At 44.9% G+C, this 19,822-nt stretch carries 17 protein-coding genes; 13 read left to right on the top strand and 4 right to left on the bottom strand.

Features of this window, described 5'->3' with window-relative positions; all coding sequences use genetic code 11:
* Positions 1-8 precede the first annotated feature (8 nt).
* From asnS to MHB56_RS04740, 6 genes are all read left to right on the top strand, one after another.
* The gene (gene asnS / locus MHB56_RS04765; protein ID WP_036676308.1) at positions 9-1,307 is read left to right on the top strand and encodes an asparagine--tRNA ligase; all 1,299 of its coding nucleotides are present in this window, start codon (positions 9-11) and stop codon (positions 1,305-1,307) included.
* A 31-nt stretch (positions 1,308-1,338) separates the two neighbouring features.
* Positions 1,339-2,091: a DnaD domain-containing protein gene (locus MHB56_RS04760; RefSeq protein ID WP_339168833.1), complete on the top strand. Its 753-nt coding sequence runs from the start codon at positions 1,339-1,341 to the stop codon at positions 2,089-2,091.
* Positions 2,092-2,162: 71 nt separating this feature from the next.
* Positions 2,163-2,771, top strand: coding sequence for an RNA polymerase sigma factor (locus MHB56_RS04755; RefSeq protein ID WP_339174566.1), 609 nt, complete (start codon positions 2,163-2,165; stop codon positions 2,769-2,771).
* The gene (locus MHB56_RS04750; RefSeq protein ID WP_341143329.1) at positions 2,768-3,259 is read left to right on the top strand and encodes a hypothetical protein; all 492 of its coding nucleotides are present in this window, start codon (positions 2,768-2,770) and stop codon (positions 3,257-3,259) included. The genes MHB56_RS04755 and MHB56_RS04750 overlap by 4 nt, the downstream gene beginning before the upstream one ends.
* Positions 3,260-3,274: 15 nt before the next feature.
* Positions 3,275-4,381: a hypothetical protein gene (locus tag MHB56_RS04745; RefSeq protein WP_076127557.1), complete on the top strand. Its 1,107-nt coding sequence runs from the start codon at positions 3,275-3,277 to the stop codon at positions 4,379-4,381.
* Positions 4,378-5,103 (top strand): hypothetical protein, encoded by a 726-nt coding sequence (locus tag MHB56_RS04740; protein ID WP_341143328.1) that lies wholly within the window; start codon positions 4,378-4,380, stop codon positions 5,101-5,103. The genes MHB56_RS04745 and MHB56_RS04740 overlap by 4 nt, the downstream gene beginning before the upstream one ends.
* A 50-nt stretch (positions 5,104-5,153) precedes the next feature.
* Here the strand turns inward: MHB56_RS04740 and proC are convergent, their stop codons facing one another.
* Genes proC through proB form a run of 3 tightly spaced genes read right to left on the bottom strand, consistent with a single transcriptional unit; the run spans position 5,154 to position 8,460 of the window.
* Complete coding sequence (gene proC, locus MHB56_RS04735; protein ID WP_341143327.1) at positions 5,154-6,023, bottom strand: pyrroline-5-carboxylate reductase; 870 nt, start codon at positions 6,021-6,023, stop codon at positions 5,154-5,156.
* A gap of 49 nt (positions 6,024-6,072) precedes the next feature.
* Entirely contained in the window at positions 6,073-7,320 is a 1,248-nt protein-coding gene (locus tag MHB56_RS04730; protein WP_341143326.1) for a glutamate-5-semialdehyde dehydrogenase, read from the bottom strand.
* 36 nt (positions 7,321-7,356) lie between these two features.
* Positions 7,357-8,460 carry a glutamate 5-kinase gene (gene proB, locus MHB56_RS04725; RefSeq protein WP_076308387.1) on the bottom strand — a complete coding sequence of 368 codons (1,104 nt, stop codon included), beginning with the start codon at positions 8,458-8,460 and terminating at the stop codon, positions 7,357-7,359.
* Positions 8,461-8,892: 432 nt separating this feature from the next.
* Here proB and MHB56_RS04720 point away from each other — a divergent pair, with 432 nt between their 5' ends.
* On the top strand, positions 8,893-9,090 hold the full coding sequence (locus MHB56_RS04720) for a hypothetical protein (RefSeq protein ID WP_076101453.1): 198 nt from the start codon (positions 8,893-8,895) through the stop codon (positions 9,088-9,090).
* A gap of 85 nt (positions 9,091-9,175) precedes the next feature.
* On the opposite strand, the gene MHB56_RS04715 is transcribed toward MHB56_RS04720, so the two are convergent.
* Positions 9,176-10,087 (bottom strand): LysR family transcriptional regulator, encoded by a 912-nt coding sequence (locus tag MHB56_RS04715; protein ID WP_076101451.1) that lies wholly within the window; start codon positions 10,085-10,087, stop codon positions 9,176-9,178.
* A 695-nt stretch (positions 10,088-10,782) separates the two neighbouring features.
* Between MHB56_RS04715 and leuC the strand changes: the two genes are divergently transcribed.
* From leuC to MHB56_RS04685, 6 genes are all read left to right on the top strand, one after another.
* Positions 10,783-12,207, top strand: a complete 1,425-nt coding sequence (gene leuC, locus MHB56_RS04710) for a 3-isopropylmalate dehydratase large subunit (RefSeq protein ID WP_036676324.1) — start codon at positions 10,783-10,785, stop codon at positions 12,205-12,207.
* A gap of 29 nt (positions 12,208-12,236) precedes the next feature.
* Entirely contained in the window at positions 12,237-12,839 is a 603-nt protein-coding gene (leuD, locus tag MHB56_RS04705; RefSeq protein WP_076127570.1) for a 3-isopropylmalate dehydratase small subunit, read from the top strand.
* A 186-nt stretch (positions 12,840-13,025) separates the two neighbouring features.
* Entirely contained in the window at positions 13,026-14,618 is a 1,593-nt protein-coding gene (locus tag MHB56_RS04700) for an N-acetylmuramoyl-L-alanine amidase family protein (protein ID WP_248548503.1), read from the top strand.
* Positions 14,619-14,767: 149 nt separating this feature from the next.
* Positions 14,768-16,207, top strand: a complete 1,440-nt coding sequence (locus MHB56_RS04695; protein ID WP_076302739.1) for an N-acetylmuramoyl-L-alanine amidase — start codon at positions 14,768-14,770, stop codon at positions 16,205-16,207.
* A 116-nt stretch (positions 16,208-16,323) separates the two neighbouring features.
* Entirely contained in the window at positions 16,324-16,983 is a 660-nt protein-coding gene (locus tag MHB56_RS04690; RefSeq protein ID WP_076281440.1) for a GerMN domain-containing protein, read from the top strand.
* Between the two features lie 87 nt (positions 16,984-17,070).
* The gene (locus MHB56_RS04685; RefSeq protein WP_341143325.1) at positions 17,071-19,803 is read left to right on the top strand and encodes an S-layer homology domain-containing protein; all 2,733 of its coding nucleotides are present in this window, start codon (positions 17,071-17,073) and stop codon (positions 19,801-19,803) included.
* Positions 19,804-19,822: the final 19 nt, after the last annotated feature.

Genomic DNA, 19,822 nt, shown 5'->3' with positions numbered 1-19,822 from the left:
TTGAAGGCATGGCTAACAAGAGTGTAATCAAGAACGTGAATGAACATGTTGGAGAAAGTGTTGTTATCGGTTGTTGGGTAAACAACAAGCGCTCCAGTGGTAAAATTCAGTTCCTGCAGCTTCGCGATGGTACAGGTTATATTCAGGGAGTTGTAGTGAAATCAGAAGTGCCTGAAGAGGTATGGGATGCAGCTAAGAGCCTCACACAGGAAAGCTCATTGTATGTGACCGGTATTATTCGTGAGGAGCCTCGCAGTCAATCCGGTTTTGAAATGACTGTTACCGGAATTGAAGTTCTGCACCTTACAGAGAATTATCCAATTACTCCGAAAGAGCATGGTGTTGATTTCTTGATGGATCACCGTCACCTCTGGCTCCGTGCCTCGAAGCAGCGGGCTGTTCTGGTTATTCGTGCGGAGATTATCCGGGCAATCCAACAGTTCTTCAACGAGAGCGGATTTACAAAGGTGGATCCTCCGATTCTGACGCCAACGTCAGCAGAGGGAACTACTAACTTGTTCCACACGAAATACTTCGATGAGGATGCTTACCTGACCCAAAGCGGACAGTTGTACATGGAAGCTGCAGCTATGGCACTGGGCCGTGTATATTCCTTTGGACCAACCTTCCGTGCGGAGAAATCAAAAACTCGTCGCCACTTGATCGAGTTCTGGATGATCGAGCCGGAAATGGCCTTCACAGATCATGAGGAAAGCTTGAAGGTTCAGGAAGAGTTTATTAGCTTCGTAGTGCAATCCGTATTGAAGAATTGCCGTGCGGAGTTGGAAGCGGTAGGCCGCGATATTTCCAAGCTGGAGAATATCAAAGCACCATTCCCACGCATTACTTATGACGATGCGATCAAGTTCTTGAATGATAAAGGCTTTGAAGATATTGCTTGGGGTGATGATTTTGGTGCACCTCATGAAACAGCAATCGCTGAAGCATACGATAAACCTGTATTTATTACTCATTATCCTGCTTCATTCAAAGCGTTCTACATGAAGCCGGATCCAAATCGTCCTGAAGTCGTACTGTGTGCTGATATGATCGCTCCTGAAGGTTATGGAGAGATTATTGGGGGTTCACAGCGGATCGATGATCCTGCGCTGCTTGAAGAGCGTTATAAAGAGCACAATCTTTCGATGGATTCTTATAAATGGTACATGGATCTGCGTACTTACGGATCTGTACCTCACTCCGGTTTTGGACTTGGGCTTGAGCGTACTGTAGCTTGGATCTGTGGTCTTGACCATGTACGTGAGACTATTCCATTCCCACGTACACTGTACCGCCTCTACCCATAAGTTCTTAGGATTTGAACAAAGGGGGAAGCACATGGACGGCAAGACATGGAGTACCTGGAGCGAAGGCGTCTCCTTCGGTCTGGAGAACGGAATGGCCGTCATACCTTACGCATTACTGAAGTATTACCGGAAGCTGAATTTAAGCGGAAGTGAAGCCATGCTGCTGATTCATCTGCTCTCCTTCAGGCAAGTGGAAGGGATTGAGTTCCCTTCTCTGGAGGAGCTTCAGGTCGTAACTGGTCGTAGCATTTCCGTTCTGGCCGGAGAATTGCAGAAGCTCATGAAGGAGGGTTTCATTAGCATCGATGGAGACAACGATGAGCTAAGAGATATCCATTATGAACGCTACAATTTCTCAGGGTTATATGGAAAGCTAGGTGCTTATCTTGCGACAGCTGTACAAGAAAATGAGCAAGATAAGGACAAGGGAGCATATGGAACATCAGCTCCCCGGGCTGCTGCGTCAGGTGGAGGATTCGGAACTCCCCCCATATCTCCTTCTTCACTTGGAGATAAAGAGGAAAGCCGGAATCTATTCAGTATTTTCGAGAAGGAATTCGGGCGCCCGCTGTCTCCAATGGAATGTGAGACGATTTCCAGCTGGGTGGATCAAGACCGATATCCTGAGGAGCTGATTCTGTTAGCGCTCAAGGAATCCGTATTTGCGGGGAAGGTTCATTTTCGTTATATCGACCGGATATTGCTGGAATGGGCCCGTAACCGGGTCAAGAACGCTCAGGATGTTAAGACGTATACACAAAAATTCCGCAATGGTGGAAGATAGATCGTTTAGGAGAGAACCGTATTGCTTTAGCTATTGCTAGAGTCTGTACGGTTCTTTTTTTATTTTTTTAGATAAGTGCAGGGGTAGGCGAGGATCTCAGCGTCTATTGCTGTGGGAAGGAGGGGAGAGTCATTGAGGAAGAGCTATTAATCAAGCGGATTTGCCAAGGAGACGAAGATGCGTTTCGCCAGTTTGTAAATACATACAGTCAGCACATATACAAAATCACCTATTCTGTATTACGTGAAGTCAAAGGGGCTGAAGACGCTGCTCAGGAAGCTTTTCTTCAGATGTATAGATCTCTCCCTGATTACCGTTATCAAGGCTTAAAATCATGGATTACGCGGATCGCCTTAAATAAGGCTATTGATGCCAAACGTAAACGTGATCGGCTACGAGAGTTACCTGGTGACTATGAGCTTGTGCTGAGCCAGACACCTTCAAATGAGGAGGATGTACTAGCCACTGTTGTCCGTCGTGACCGGATGAATCGTCTGTCGGGTGAGATCAACAATTTACCGGAGGGTCATCGGGAAATTATGGTGGCTTATTATCTGGAAAATAAAAAATATGAGCAAATTGCTGCTGAAAATGAAATTACTCTGAAGACGGTGGAGTCCAGACTATATAGGGCGAGACAATGGATGCGAAAACATTGGAAGGAGGACGAATGGCTATGATGAAGAGTGGAGAAAACTTAATTCGCCGCCAGCAGGCAAAAGCTTATCTTGAAGGGCAAGAAGATAGTATAGAACGAGAAGAATGGGAACAAATGCTGCTCAAGGATGAAGACACATTTGTTTCATACATGGAGATGCTGGATGAGCTAAAGGAGGATCTGCCTTCATTGGAGAATTCGTCTGCTTTTACAGAGAGAGTTATGGGAGATTGGGTGGCTACAGTGAGAACTTCAGTAGTCATAGAAGAAGTAGCGGGGCAAGAAGAAGGATCACGGCGTTATCGCTGGTATGATAAAACAATCTTTCATTATGCCGTTGCTGCTTCGTTAACGCTGTTGATTATGTCTTCCGGGATGTTTGATAAGTTACTCACGGGTGAAATGGAGCTTATTGTCCCTAAGAAAGATAATTCGCCATCTTATAGCGAACAATTCATGCAAGCCACCAGCGGATGGTTGAGCCGGATTATGGACGGAAGACAGAAATGAGAGGAGAAATGAACAATGCAACAGCAGCGTAACAAAATTAAGGGTCTTTTTCTTAATATGATTCCTGGAGCAGGTCATTATTATATGGGAAGACGCCCACAAGGGATTGTTTATTTTTTGCTAAGCTTTGGTGTGTTATTTATGTCATTCTTAATTGCTATGGCTGAAGGGGATGAGGGAATTCTGGCATTGGGAGTGATCGGATTCTTACTTCTATGGATTCTTTCGATGATTCATCTGGTGATTAAATTACTGCAAATGCCCACTCCAATTGTAGCGCCTGATGGATCAATGCTGGATTTTAGTTCTACTATGCCCGTAAAGACGGAGGATAATGAACGGGTGCATGTCATCTTATTGTCCTTCATTCCTGGATTGGGTCATTTTCATATGGGGCTGATGCAGCGTGGACTATCCTTTCTGATTTCTTTTTTCGGATTCATGACCGTTATGCTGTTCTTGGCCGGAATTACTTCGAGTGATGCATTTTTGCTGCTGTTTGGAGTATTGCCAGTAATTTGGCTGTATTGCATGTTTGATGCAGTTCAGTTGATCCATCGTAAACAAGCAGGAGAAATGCTTGTTGACCGCACATTATTCGAAGAGATGGAGGCTGGACGTGAGGAAGGACGACGCAGCAAAGTATTAGCGACATTACTATCCGCATTTCCTGGTGCTGGACAGATGTATCTGGGACTGCAAAAAAGAGGGCTCCAGCTCATGCTTCTTTTCTTAGGAAGTATTTATGTCATGGATCTATTGCGGTTAACATTGCTCTTTTTCCTTATCCCGGTCATTTGGTTCTATAGCTTATTCGATGGCTTACAGTTAGTTAGCCGATATGGACGTGAACCTTTGCAGGATAAGCCGGTTATCGAAGGTTTCTTAAATCATCAAGGCTGGCTCGGAGCAGTCCTGATGTGTCTCGGATTATACTTTATTGTTGTGAATGTCGCAGTTCCTGCCATTGATATCAGATTTCCAGAATGGCGGCTGGAATATCGCGTAAATGAATATTTTAAGACCATTGTCGTCTCCGTGTTATTGATTGGTGGTGGGGTGAAGCTGATGACTGGAAGTAAGAATAATAAAGGCAGAAAAGGGGCGGGGGGTCAATCTTGAATAATCCAGTAGAAGTAGAGCCGGGAGTCATGGTAACTAGCGAGTTTCCAGTGAACGAAGGGAAATCTAGAAGTTGGCGTGTAGGTACGTTGTCGATGGGACTGAGCCTTTTATTTCTCGGGGCATTAATAATGGTCTCGCAGTGGAAAGGAGCGGATGTGTTCGAGACAACACTTGCTTGGTGGCCGCTCATTTTTATTTTACTTGGTTTAGAAATTGTAATTTACACCTTATGGTTCCGTGGTAAAGGGAAAATGTACTATGATGTGCTAAGTGTTCTGTTCGTCGGATTTCTGGCAGTGTGCTGTTTAGTATTCGCAGGAGTCAGCTCTTTAGGATTAACACAGGAACTTAGACATGTGATCTCCTCTATGGAGGAGAATTATTCCTTGCCGGAATGGAAGGGGAATGTTCCACAGGGTGTAGGCACACTTATAATCCAGGCTGCCGAACCTTATGGAATTATGGTTGATCGAACGGCTGGGAACGAGTTGAATGTATTTGGGAGTTATTCCACGGCAGAAGGGCAACTCAAGCAAGAGCAAGAGAAGCGGCTGTTGCAAACTAAGCAAGTTGGAGACACATTTTACGTCATCTTAGGAGACATACCTAGACATCTAGTATTCGATAACTCCAGGAATGCATTGAACGTGACCGTTGCGGCTCCTGTAAATCTAAAGGTAATCGTAAGAGATAATTATGGAAATGTTGTAACAAGGTAAAAAAAGATCGCTTCCCACCCGATGAGGGGATGGGCTGCGATCTTTTTTGGTTAAGAACGAAGCTCTTTCTCTAGGGCAGCACCCATTTCACGTGAGCGCTCGGCACATCGGTTAACGGCAGCAATCACAGTTTCAAAGAATTCCCCTCGTTCAAGCACTTCTATAGCTGCTTGTGTTGATCCGTTAGGGGAAGTAACCTTCTTACGAAGTGCTGCGGGTTCTTCTCCCGTCTGTTGTACCATTCGGGCAGCTCCCAGCACAGTTTGAACAGTTAATTCGGTGCTTTGATCAAGTGGCAGCCCACCACGGATACCAGCGGCGATCATGGCTTCCATCATGTAATAGATATACGCAGGCCCGCTGCCTGAAATTCCGGTCAAGGTTTCCATACGTTCCTCATCAATGACTGTTGTAAGCCCGACAGCCTCAAAGATATTAAGAGCAAGGCGACGGCCTCTTTCGTCTACTTCTTTGGAGAAGGCTAGACCAGTGGCACCCAGACCGATGGAACTGGAGGTGTTAGGCATTGTGCGAACAATAGGCTGTGCTTTGCCAAGTAGACCTTGCATGGTTCGAATAGATAGACCTGCAATGACAGAAACTACGATCTGATCCGGAGAAAGAAGCGGGCCTAGTCCGCGTAAGGATTCTGCAGCATCTTTAGGTTTCATTGCCAGTACTATTACTGGTGCGTTACGTAGGTATTCTATTTTTTGTTCGGGATCATTTGTGCCTATTACACCATAACGGCTTTTTAATTCTGCCAGACGTTCACTGCTGCTGCGATTGAGCATGATGACATTATCGGGCTTTACGATATTGCGGCTAATCATCCCGCGAACGATGGCTTCTGCCATGGAGCCTGCGCCATAAAAAACAATATTATGATTCATGAGTGGAACTGAAGGTTGCTGACACATGGCTAAAATCCTCCTAAAAGTTGTGTGATAGAATACTTAAACGTGTATACTAACCCCGAATTTGTCCCGTTCCGTAGATCTTATATTTGGTTGAAGTTAGTGCAGGCAGACCCATCGGGCCACGAGCGTGGAGTTTCTGGGTACTAATACCAATCTCTGCACCGAATCCAAATTCAAAGCCATCCGTGAAGCGGGTTGAGGCATTGTGATAAACAGCGGCAGCATCCACTTCTTGTAAAAAGCGTGTGGCGTTCTCCTGATCTTCCGTTACGATACATTCCGAATGTTTCGTGCCATACTGGGCGATATGCTGCATAGCTTCTTCCATATCACTGACGATTCTAATATTAAGGATATAATCATTGTATTCTGTAGCATAGTCTTCTACGGTTGCAGGTAATACCCATGGGACAATAGAGATGGTTTGTTGACAGCCACGAAGTTCTACATGAACCTCACGGAATGCTTCGGCTAAGGATAACAGATATTTGCTCGCGTAATCCTGATGAACGAGTAGTGTTTCCATAGAGTTACATACCGAAGGGCGCTGAGCTTTGGCATTTAAACTAATGTCCTGTGCCATTTCTGGCAAGGCAGTTGCGTCGAGATAAGTATGGCAGATGCCTGCTCCAGTTTCAATTACGGGAACGGTTGCGTTAAGGACTACATTTTGAATAAGAGAGCTGCCTCCGCGCGGGATAATCACATCTAAAAGTCCGTTCAGCTTTAGCATTTCATCTACTGAAGAACGATTTGGGTCTTCAATCAGCTGAAGCGCGTTAGGCGGCATTGAGGTTTCAGCAAGAGCATTGTGCAGAACCTCGACAATTTTACGGTTGGAGGACAGGGCAGAGGAGCCACCGCGCAGCACAACAGCGTTGCCGGTTTTAAGACATAGACCCGCAGCATCAACAGTCACATTGGGACGTGCTTCGTAGATGATGCCGATCACACCAAGCGGAACACGCAGCTTCTGGATGTTGAGGCCGTTAGGACGTTCAATGCTTTCTAGCGTGTCACCGATAGGGTCCGGTAATACAGCGATTTGTTGCAAGCCTTCGGCAATGCTGTTAATCCGGTCAACATCTAATGCCAGCCGGTCGAGCATGGATTCCGGAGTTCCATTAAGTCTTCCTCGTTCCAAATCCTCCGCATTGGCGGTGATAATGGCGGGAGCTTCGCGGCGAAGTGCATCGGCCATGCCCAGCAGTGCTTCATTCTTCTGGCCAGTTGTTAAGCTTGCTAGAACTCCTGTTGTCTCCTTGGCTAATTTACTCTTATTAATAACTTCACTCATGACGGTTCCTCCCTATATTTGAATTGAAAAAAATGCTTATCTCAGTGTAATCCATTCGTCACGGTGAATGACCTCAAGCCGGTGTACTTCTCCCAGCTTCGGTACAATTTCACGGCTTGGCAGACCTTGAATGCTGCGCAGCTGAGCATCATCGTAATTTACAATCCCACGTCCAAGCAATTTGGAGTCGGGTCCAAGGACTTCTACAACATCTCCTGCGTGAAAACTACCTTCTGTCTGTTTGACGCCTACAGGCAACAGGCTGTGTCCGCCATGTAGCAAAGCTTCTACAGCCCCTTCGTCCACGTATAGGGAGCCGAGAGGGGTAGACATAAAGCCTAGCCATTGTTTTTTGACGGGAAGAGAGGATAGCTTTGTTGCAAAATAAGTGCCCCTGCCTTCTCCCGTTGCAGCAAGCTGTAAATCACCAGGTTCGGTGGCTCTTCCGACAAAGACAGGAACACCACCCCGAGTAGCAATTTTGGCCGCATCGATTTTGGATCGCATACCGCCTGTTCCAACACTAGAGCCAGCTCCACCAGCAATAGCATATATCTCTGGTGTAATGTCATCTACGAACTGATAACGGACAGCATCCGGATGCTTGCGGGGATCTCCACTGTATAAACCATCCATGTCGGTTAAAACAAGCAGTCTAGAGGCTTTTAACAGGTTAGCTACGAGCGCAGAGAGGGTATCATTATCGCCAAATTTCAGTTCATCTACGGAGACAGTGTCATTCTCGTTAAATACGGGCACCGCTCCTTGGCGAAGTAGCTCTTCTACAGTCATCATAGCGTTATTCATGGCTCTGCGGCTGCAGAAATCGGTGCGAGTCAGCAATATTTGCGCGGTAGTAATTCCATGCTGGGCAAAAGCTTCCTGATAAGCCTGCATCAGCAGTACCTGACCCACAGCCGCAGCGGCCTGCTTCTCATGCAGCAGCTTCGGACGTGCTGGATAACCGATACTGCGGAAGCCGGCGGCTACCGCACCAGAGGTTACTAACAACACCTCACAGCCGTTTTTCTTCAACTCGGCAATCTCTGAGGCGAAAAAGGAGACTGCTTCACGATTCAAACCGCCCTCGGGTCCGGTCAGCGAGCTGCTGCCTATTTTGACCACGATTCGCGTCATCATTTCTATCCACATCCTCTTCGTTTATTAAGTCCTGAAAACAACAAAAAGCCCCCATCCTTAGACTTAGCAAAGGACGAAAGCTTATAAACTTCCGCGGTACCACCTTCATTGATGAGGGATCATCCGACTTCATTCTCATAACGGGAGGATCCGTCCTGTTAGACACAGGCCGCTCGGGGGTAGGATTCGGAACGAAAACCGCGGTAAATTCTTTCAGCCTGTCGGAATCTACTCTCTAGGCGCGGTTAGACTCATTCTTACTGGTCCCGTCTGCACGTTTCACTTATTTTCAATAGAATACCATGGAGCTGGTTGCATTGCAAAGGGAAAACGTAGGATATATTTCTTCATGCACAAAGCTCTATATATTATGTTTAACCTCAAAGAGAAGGGGTAAAGAACTTATAATCTGTTACCAGGAGGTGGATTAAATTGACTAAAGACAACAATGCCGAGCAGGGACAGAATCAAGATTCAAACGAAGTAGCAGAGCTTCAGAATAGTGTGACTCGTGAATTTGTGGAAGAGCACACCGGGGCTCCAGTTGATAAGGGATTGGCTGATTCAAGTAAAGCACGTGTGTCGGATGATCAGAACCGCCTGATTACACAGCGTAATTTGCGTAAATAATCTAGTACTGTTAAAAGAGGTTTACCTGAAAAAGTGCCCCGGCAACCACGCGAATGGTTACTGGGGCACTTTATTTGTATATATTCTATTCTTCCGTTAATTCAGACACGGTTGATTTGAATGTTTCTACAAAAGCCTTTGCGGCCTTGGATAAATATCGTCCGCGTCGATATGCTACAACTAGCGTACGACTAGGCACTGGATCAGCGAGCGGTAAGTAGACTGGAACAAATTCACTTCGCGGTGCACGAGCGATAAAACGAGGAACAAGAGTCACGCCCATGCCTGTTGCCACTAGGGATTGAACGGTTTCCATATTATTGCTCTCGAAAACGATTCGTGGTTCGAATCCGGCTTTCCGGCATAGTTCCACAGTCATTTTGCGGAAGCCCTGACCTTCCTTAAGTACGATAAAAGGTTCGTCCTTAAGCTCTTCAAGTGAGGTCCGTGTTCCATCTAGGATTCGTTTAGCGAGTGGATGTTCAGGAGGAACAGCGAGATCGATTCTTTCCTCTCCAAGCTCTTCATAAGCCAGAGCAGGAATTTCGAGGGGTAAGGAGAGCAGGCTTAAATCGGTCTGGCCACTTGCGGTGAGCTTCTCTAGGTTCATAGACGAGTCTTCGAGCAGCGTAATTTCTACTTCAGGATAATTTTGTTTGAAAACTGGAAGCACATGCGGCAGAAGATGTGCACCTGTAATCGGCATACTGCCCACAACTACACGTCCAGTGCGCAGTTCTGATATGTCGGACATCTCTTGTCGCAGCAGCTCCACTGCGTCAATGATAATCTGTGCTTGTTCAACGAATTTAGAACCTGCGTAGGTCAGCTCAACTGAGCTGGTATTACGCTGAAAAAGCATTACGCCGAGCTCTTTTTCCAGTTTGGAAAGCTGCTGGCTGAGCGAGGGCTGGGCAATATGCAGCTTGTCCGCTGCACGTGAGAAGTTTTTTTCGGCTGCGATTTGCAGCACATACTGCAGTTGTCTCAGTTCCATATATGGACTCCTTAGGGAAATGATTTACTTATAAGTATATCCTATTGGATTATAGTTTTGTATAGGCAACCCGAAGGAGCATTCACTTCTTCACTCCCCAGAATTTGCCGGGCCTGTTTTCAAGAATTATCCCTACTACACTGACCGAAGTATCCGATATCCTCTCACAGTATATTTATTGCGCCGGATCTTGAGGGTATCTATGAGATAACTGCATTCTGTGCAGTTATTTCGTATGCAAAAGGGATCGTTTTGGTTTTAAGTGTATTCTATACAACTAAAAACGAGAGTTCCCAGCTATAGGGCGATAATTCAAGAAAATAGCTGCACACAATACACTTATATTCATTAACGAATGATTCACAGGAATATAGCTGTACAAAATACAACTAAACGCTGCTACACATCAAGCTTGTGCATTGCTCCTACACCTCAAGCTTGCGCATCGCTGCTACACCTCAAGCTTTCGCAACGCTCTTACACCTCCCGCTTGCGCAACGCTGCTGCACATCCCGCTTGCGCAACGCTCCTACATATTGTGCCTCAACATACCCTAACTCAGCTTATAGGTTCAGACTATCACTTTTATAGATATCATATCTTGGAATTATAAAGACAGGGGTGTTATATTTAGATCATTCAAGAGAGACTCCACGCTCTCTTCCAATGAACGATTCTATTAATGAGGTGAAATTATGAGCAACAAGACAATGTTTGAGAAGATTTGGGAGAATCACGTTATTCATCAAGAGGAAGGCAAACCTAGCATTATTTATATTGATCTGCATTTGGTTCATGAAGTTACTTCTCCACAGGCTTTTGAAGGGCTTCGCCTCAGCAACCGGAAGGTTCGCCGTCCTGAGCTGACCTTCGCAACGATGGATCATAACGTACCAACTAAAGATCGTTTTAACATTAAAGATCCAATCTCCAAGCAACAAATTGATACCCTTTCTAAGAACTGTGCTGATTTTGGTGTAAGACTGTTCGATCTGAATGATATTGATCAAGGCGTTGTACACGTAATGGGTCCTGAAATCGGCTTGACACATCCTGGCAAAACTATCGTTTGCGGCGACAGCCATACCTCCACGCATGGTGCATTCGGCGCGCTGGCATTCGGTATCGGAACTAGTGAAGTTGAACATGTAATGGCTACCCAATGTTTGCAGCAATCCAAAGCTAAGACTATGGAAGTACGCTTTACAGGCAAACGTAACCCTGGTGTAACAGCAAAAGATATGATCCTGGGTGTTATTGCTAAGTATGGTACTGATTTTGCCACAGGTTATGTAATTGAGTACACAGGCGAAGCTATTCGTGAATTGTCGATGGAAGAACGTATGACTGTCTGCAATATGTCGATCGAAGGCGGAGCAAGAGCTGGATTGATTGCCCCTGATGAAACTACTTTTAATTATCTGCGTGGACGTCAATACGTACCGCAAGGCGAGGCTTATGATGCTGCTGTAGAAGCATGGAAGAGTCTTGTAAGTGACGAGGGCGCCCAGTACGATACGGTTGTTGAATTTGATGTGGAAACATTGATTCCACAAGTGACCTGGGGGACTAGCCCGGGCATGGGAACTGACATCAACTCCAGCGTACCGAATCCGGCGGACTTTACCACTGAAAATGAACGTAAAGCTGCTGAAAAAGCGCTTGAATATATGGATTTGACTCCTGGAACACCTATTTCTGAAATTCCGATTGATTATGTATTTATCGGTTCCTGCACTAACGGACGGATCGAAGATTTGAGAGCTGCAGCAGTGGTAGCTAAAGGTCATAAGGTGTCTGAAAAGGTTACTGCCATTGTTGTTCCAGGCTCGGGCCGTGTTAAGATGCAGGCTGAGAAAGAAGGACTTGATAAAGTCTTTACTGAAGCTGGCTTTGAATGGCGTGAAGCGGGATGCAGCATGTGCTTGGCCATGAACCCGGATGTTCTGCAGCCTGGACAACGCTGTGCATCTACCTCGAACCGTAACTTTGAAGGACGCCAAGGACGCGGAGGACGTACACATCTGGTATCTCCAGCTATGGCAGCCGCAGCTGCGATCAAAGGCCGGTTCACTGATGTACGTGATTGGAATTATAAGACGGAAGCCGTCAGCTCATAGAACTAGAGAGAACACGGGAGGATAAAACTATGGATGCTTTTAAAAAATTAACAGGAATTGTTGCACCAGTTGACCGGGTAAATGTAGATACGGATGCGATTATTCCAAAACAGTTCTTGAAACGGATTGAACGGACGGGATTTGGACAGTTTTTGTTCTATGAATGGCGTTTTGATGAAGAAGGTAACGATAATCCAGCCTTCGAAATGAATAAACCACGTTATCAAGGGGCTTCTGTTCTGATCTCACGCGCTAACTTTGGTTGTGGGTCCTCTCGGGAGCATGCACCATGGGCGATTATGGATTACGGTTTCAGAGTTGTAATTGCACCTTCTTATGCGGATATCTTCTACAATAACTGCTTTAAGAACGGCATTTTGCCGATCAAGCTTTCGGAAGAGCAAGTGGATGAATTGTTCAAACGGACAGCTGAGCATGAGGACTACAAGCTGACAGTTGATCTTGAGAACAACGCTTTACAAGATGAATTCGGACTGAGCATCAGCTTTGATCTGGATGAGCACCGTCGTCAATTCCTGCTGCAAGGTTTGGATGATATCGGTTTGACCCTTCAACATGCGGATGAAATTGCTGCTTATGAAGAGCGTCATGCTGCAAAGCTATTCTCTTAAAAAGAGGATATAACTGGTCTGATTCTTAAACTTTACAAAAAATACGCAAAACTTCTATTTCCGGGTGTCGGAAATAGAAGTTTTTTTGCTATAATCGATATATTCATTGGTCATTAAGGAAACATTTGGTGATTTCTGTCGTCTAAATACTTATCTAGGATCTATTACTTGCAGAAGGAGCGGAAAATGAGAATGAGAAGAGCTGGGCTTCGTGTATTGCTGCTTTTGTTACTGCCTTTATTATTTTTAACATCCACCGGACAAGAAGCTGCCGCAGCTGGTAGCAGCACAGGCAGAATTATTATGGACAATCAGGAACTTGCTTTGCCAAAAGGAATTAAACTCGAAAATGTAAATGGAAGCGTTATGATTCCGGTCAGAGTGGTAGTAGAGAATCTTGGATTCGAGGTGTTATGGGAGCAGCAGACCCGGAAAGTAACCGTTCACCAGGATGGTAAAAGCATTGAGCTGGCGGTAGGACGGAAAACAGCTGATGCAGATGGGGTGACATTTGATTTAAATGCAGCTCCTAAACAGAGTGGCGGCACAGTACTTGTTCCAATTCGTTTCGTAAGCGAGCAGTTCGGCTTAAAGGTGGGCTGGGATAATGTTGATAAAACCGTCTATTTGACAGGTGGACAAGTTAGCAATCCTGCAATGACACCTGAGGGGAATACTACCAATCCAACAGCAACTAATACACCTGCTGCAACTCCAAGTGCTACGCCGGGAAGTGACAACGGGACAACTGCTGGCAGTGTAGTAACTTCACCCAGCCCGACACCAGTTCCACAAACAACCACGGCACCGGGAAGCACAGCAGGAATTCCAACAGGCCCTCTAGTAAACGGGGCAGTATTCACTGAGAACCGGCTTATTATCGCTGTGTCGGGGGCTACTAAGCCAAACGTTACAAAAATGAGCAACCCTGATCGAATCGTCGTAGATTTTCCGGGTGCTGCGTTCGATCCGAATTTCATTGGAAGTCTTACGGGTGTTGCCACCACTGGCGGTCCACAAGGTAAGCTGGACGTTACCGGCTATCCTCTTGTTTCTGAGATCCGGTATGCACTGTTCAGTGTGAGTCCGTCTACTGTCAGATTCGTAATTCAAACGGTTGGAAATCAACCGTACCAGCTTAGTACGGATGAAAGCACCGGACTGGTTACGATTGATTTGAATGTAACTAACAGCGGAGGCACCACCACAGGGGCTAATGGAACGTTAGGTAAGCCAATTGTAGTTCTAGATGCGGGTCATGGCGGAACTCAATCAGGAGCTGTCAGTCTCACAGGAAAGCTGGAAAAAGACTTCAATCTGGCCGTCATCCGCAAAGTACAAACGCTGTTAACGCAGGAAGCATTAGTTGACGTGGTGTTTACTCGAACTGACGATGCTACATTGGGGCTTCAGGATCGCGTGAAAATTGCGGAGGCTGCTAAAGCGAATCTCTTTATTTCAGTGCACGCGAATTCGCTAGATGTTGGATATCCAAATAGAGATAAAATAAATGGCAGTGAAACCTATTATTCTCGCAGTGATAGTCTGCCGCTTGCTCAGATTATGCATAAGCATTTATTAGCCGCTACTGGTTTTAAAGACAACGGGATTCGTACGAAAAGCCTCCATGTTACACGGGAAACCACAATGCCAGCAGTCTTGCTAGAGGTGGGATATCTTACAAATTCAGGGAATGAATCGGCGATGTATAGTGAGCAGCTTCAAGAGAAATTAGCGAGAGAAATTGTTGCCGGAATTAAGGAATATCTGGGGCTTTAAGACGTGAGGTTGGTGAGATTTCTCAATTTTTATGGAATATATTCGCAACCTTTATAGATTACCAGCGTCTAATAGAGGTCTGAGGTTGACGGAGACAGGGCACCACGATCGCCATTCACAGGCGAATACTAGATTCTTAGAGGTGAAGAATGAAGAAATTCAGTTTGATGTTGTTTTTGTTGCTCTTTGTGTTGGTTTTGCCTGAGCATGGACATGCTGCTGCCGCGAATAGCAAGATTTATCTGGACGGCAAAGAGATTACTGCAGGGCAAAAAGTACCGGTTGAAAATGTGAATGATACTATCATGGTACCGTTGAGATTGATCTCCGAGAGTCTTGGTTATACCGTGGGCTGGGATCAAAAAAGCAAAACGGTGACGATTGAACAGCAAGGTAAGGTCATCAAACTTATTGTTAATCAAAAGACAGCATCGGTTGATGACAAAACAGTACAGCTTACCACTGCGCCTGTCCTGCGGAGTGATACGACACTTGTACCTATACGGTTCATAAGTGAGCAGTTTGGTCTCACCGTCACTTGGGATAATGCAAAGAAGATCGTGTACCTTATTACCCCAGGATCCTCAAATGAAAACGGAAGTTCAGATGGAAACTCTGGAAATGGTGGATCTGAGGTTGTTCCGCCGGTAGATCCTACTAAGAATTTAACCATGATAAATGGTTTGAGCTTTAGTGAGAATCGTTTGAGCATTGCGATGGAAGGGAATTCCGAGCCAAAAGTAAGTGTAATGACAGGGCCGGATCGGTTAGTTATTGATTTTCCAAATGCCACTTTTTCAGATCTGTTTGGTACGGGACAAGTTCTTGATCCTGACCTGAATGGTAAACTGGAAGTGAAGGATTATCCTGATGTATCAGGTGTCCGGTATTCGCTTTATAGCTCCAATCCTTATACTGTACGTTTTGTAATTGATTTGAATTATCCTAAGAATTATAACATCAGCGTATCTGGAACGGATTCTAAGTTGGTTATCATTGACCTGAATGCAGAAAGTACGGATGATACTTCAACACAGCCAGGTAATGATGGCAAGAAGCTCGTAGTACTGGATGCAGGGCACGGAGCTAAAGATTCTGGTGCAGTAGGAGTAACAGGAAAATACGAAAAGAATTTTAATTTAGCTATAGTACTTAAGACAGCAGCATTGCTGAAAAAAGAAAGTAATATCGATGTCGTACTGACACGCAGTGACGATACATTCTTGGAGCTCAAGGATAGAGCGGCTATGGCTAATAATTTAAAAGCAGATCTATTCATTTCTGTACATGCCAACAGTTCCGCATCTTCTGCGGCAAGCGGGACAGAAACGTATTATCAGCGGGAAGCCAGTAAGGCCTTAGCGAAAGTAATGCATAAGTATCTTGTTGAGGCTACAGGGCTTAGTGATCGCGGTGTACGATACGGGAATTTCCATGTCATTCGTGAAACGAAAATGCCTGCTGTTCTACTTGAAGTAGGATACCTTAGCAATAAGAAGGATGAGACATTGCTCTTTACGGAAGCATTACAAAACAAAGTTGCTGCTTCAATAGTGAGTGGAATCAAGGAATATTTGGGTATAAAATAACAGACCAGTGGCAGACGAGCGCCGCAAAGTCAGCTTTCTGCTTTTATCTATAAAAAGGCAAGAAGTGGTTTTGCGGTACCTGTCTGCCCGTATTCATCTAGAGGAGGCGTTTATTAATGTTTAAACAAAAATGGACTATGGTTGGGGTTGCTGCGCTGCTTCTACTAGTGATTGCTGGCTGTGGAGATAAGCCTACTGCAGCTCCTGCTAATGGAGTGGAGCAAGATACTACAAACGTTGTAAGTGGTGCGGGAGAAAGTACCCCAGCTCCGTCTGATGATCAGGAAACCGAAGTGGCTAGCACTCCGCAACCGACAGCAGATAATACTAATGCAGAAACTCAGCCGTCATCGAAGCCGGTAGAAAATGAGACACAAAAGCAAAGCCAGAGTATTGAAGTTTATTACACTGATTCGCAAATTATGGATTTAGTGCCTGCTAAGACTACGATTAACTACTCTGACGATGTTGAGAAATATACAGAGACGTTCAAAGCACTGCAAAGTAGTGAAAATACAGATCTTGTACCTTTATGGGGAAAAATTGAACTGAAATCATTAAAATTTGTAGAGGGTCAAATCGTAATGGATATTCACAAACCAGATGAAGCTCAGCTTGGTGCGGGTGGAGAATCCTTTGCCATTACTTCACTTGCCAAAACTTATTTTCAATTTGCGGAAGTAAAGAGTATCGAAGTTTTAGTGGATGGTGAAAAGGTAGAAAGTCTAATGGGCCATGTGGATCTATTGCATCCTATGACTAGAGATAATTCTTAATTGGTTATGCAACAAAGGAATTAGGCTTCTAGCTGACGAATTTTTAAACATACTATTTATTTGAGTCATAGAGAGGGGAATAATCTATTGTCCGCGCAAAAAAGGTCAAAACGTCCATTGAAGGCTTATTCTAATAAAGCAGTGTCGGCTGTTATGGCTGGCGTTATGGTTTTTGGTGGTGCAAGTGCAGTGTTTGCAGACACAGCTGCCACTACACCGACATCAACCACTACTCAATCTGTAGGGATTTTTAGTGATGTGAAGACAGGCTTCTGGGCTGAAAAACATATTTACAAACTCGCTTCACAAGGAATTGTGGTTGGGAATAATGGATTGTTCCGTCCAGGTGATTCTGTAACTCAGCAGGAAGCAGTGCTTATGGCCCTGCGGTTTATGAAGCTGCAGGATAAAGTGGATGCTTCTTCTGCGGTAGCATTGCCTACCGATTTTAAGGTTACGAATTATTACAAGGATTATGTTGTGTTAGCTTTTCAACAAGGATTACTCGATAAAGCAACCGAAATGGCTCCAGATAATCTGAATACTTCTTGGGGAGAGCGTAAAGCATCCCGGGAATGGATTGCGGAGCTATTAATCCGCTCCCTTGGAAAAAGCGCAGATGCAGCAGGGGCCGCTAGTGAGCCTACTGGCTTTGCGGATGATACCAAAGTGTCTGCCAACAAACGTGGTTACATCAACGTTGCCGTTAATTTAGGCCTAGCCAATGGACTTGACGGCAATCGTTTTGATCCGCAAGGCGCTGTAACACGTGCGCAATTGGCGACTTTTTTCAGTCGCGCTGAAGCTCACAATACGGTTGAATATGACAACACAGTATCAGGAACGATCAGTCAATTAGCTGATGGGAAACTATCCGTTTATAACAACGGAAAGACTTCTACATATACCCTGGGAGCAAGCACTGCTTATTACACAAGTGCTTCTGAAAGCAGAATCAATCTAAGTGATGTCCAACCCTACACTAAGGTTACTGTGATTGGCGCGACATATAACGCGGCTTATGTTGAAGTGACTGACCCTACACAACAAGTAGAGACTCTGTCAGGAAACTTTGCCATGGTAGCTCCAGGTAATAAGCTTTGGTTAAAGTCACCAACAGGGTTCACTGAATACTACTACGATGAGACTACTTCCTTTGTGGATGTAAATGGAGCTGGAATTGAACCTGCTTCGCTGGTAACAGACAGTGTAGTTTCACTGCAACGTGAAACGTACAGTGGTTCGCATAAAGTAGTAAAGGTTCAAGTAACTTCAGGGGTTGTTAACAAAACAACAACAGGCACTATTCAAAGTGTAGATCTTACTGGTAAAAGCATTACTTTCAAAAATACTGCGGGTACTGTAGAAACTTTTAAATGGGAAGATGGGACTTCATTATTCAGCTCCCAAGCATCAGTGTTAAAACCTGCAGATTTGAAGACAGGTAATGCGGTGAAATATACGATTCAAGATAATGTGATCCGCACTGTAGAAGTGACGGAAGGTGTTGAACGGACAGTTGAGGGGGTACTTACCGAGCTGACTAGTTCCACAGTTGTTTACAAAAAAGCGGACGGAAATCGTGAGGTTAAACTGCTTGGCACTAAACCGACGATTGTTATTCCGAACATGAGTGGAGCAGTAGCTGATGATCTTATTGCTGATGCAGTAGGTGGGGACAAGATTCAGGTTACCTTAAACAGCAGCGATCAAGTCACCAAAATTGAAGTGTTAAGCCGTCAAATTGAACAGTATAGTGGAGCAGCGGTTATAGACTATAATTCTAAAACACAGCTGTTGACGGTTATGGATACTAACAATAAGGCACATGTGGTTCAGTTGGATGAAAAAACAAAGCTGTCCTATGAAGGCGTACTTCCTAACTTAACTAGCATTGGGGCAAGACTGACCGAGAATCGCAAGGTGAATATAAAGGCAATCGGACAACGTGCGTTATCGTTGGAAGTTGTTACGAAGTATGAAGGAACCGTCACTTCAATCAATGTTGCCTCAAGAACTATAGTTATGAAGCTAAATGACGGACAGAGTCTGACACTGCCAACTCCACAGTTTATTGATATCTTTGGTAAAACGAATCCAACCGTAACAGATGTTCCTGTTGGCAGTTATGTGACAGCCTCGTTAACTGCAAATCAGGACCTAGTCGCTGTCCTGAAAGTAAAGTCAGTTCTTCAGGTTGAAGCTGCAACGGTTAATTCTGGAACCAACCGTTTGAGCATTAAATGGAATGGGGGAACCAGCGAGATCAATACTTATGCTATCCCGATGACCAATGAAGCTGGTGAAAGCATTAAGCTAACAGCTTTAAAAGCGGGTGATTATCTTAACGTGACCTTCGATGGGAGCACACCACTGGCTATTCAAGTAATTAAGCTTACAACAGGTCAGGTAAGTTCTGTAGATAGCGCTGGGAATAGCTTGGTTGTAAAAGATTTTGCTGGAGCAACACAGACTTTAGCGGTGAGCGGAGGAGTCAAAATCATTCGTGATGGCTCCACAACGACTGCTCTTAGCAACTTGACCACAGGTGACCGAGTAGAGATTCGTAAGGATACGGATGGATCTACAATCGTTCGTGTAATGTCTCAACTTAGTAGAACATTCTCACGCTATGAAAGTGCAACTAACTTATTGTCGACTAAGAGAGCTAATCTAAATGATAAATATCAATTCTTTGCTCCTGCTAATGTTTATATTCATCAGGGAGATTCGACTTTATCCGTGCAATCTTTGAAAGAAAATGATAATATTATAATGTATTTCAATAATGATATTTTGGTTGAAATTGTGAAACAATAGTTGCAATGGTGGATTTCTG

The sequence above is a fragment of the Paenibacillus sp. FSL H8-0315 genome (assembly GCF_038005365.1).
In the GTDB taxonomy this organism is placed as follows: Bacteria; Bacillota; Bacilli; order Paenibacillales; family Paenibacillaceae; genus Paenibacillus_AQ; species Paenibacillus_AQ odorifer.
The sequence above is the reverse complement of the archived record's forward strand: the minus strand, read 5'-3'. Positions and strand labels throughout refer to the sequence as shown.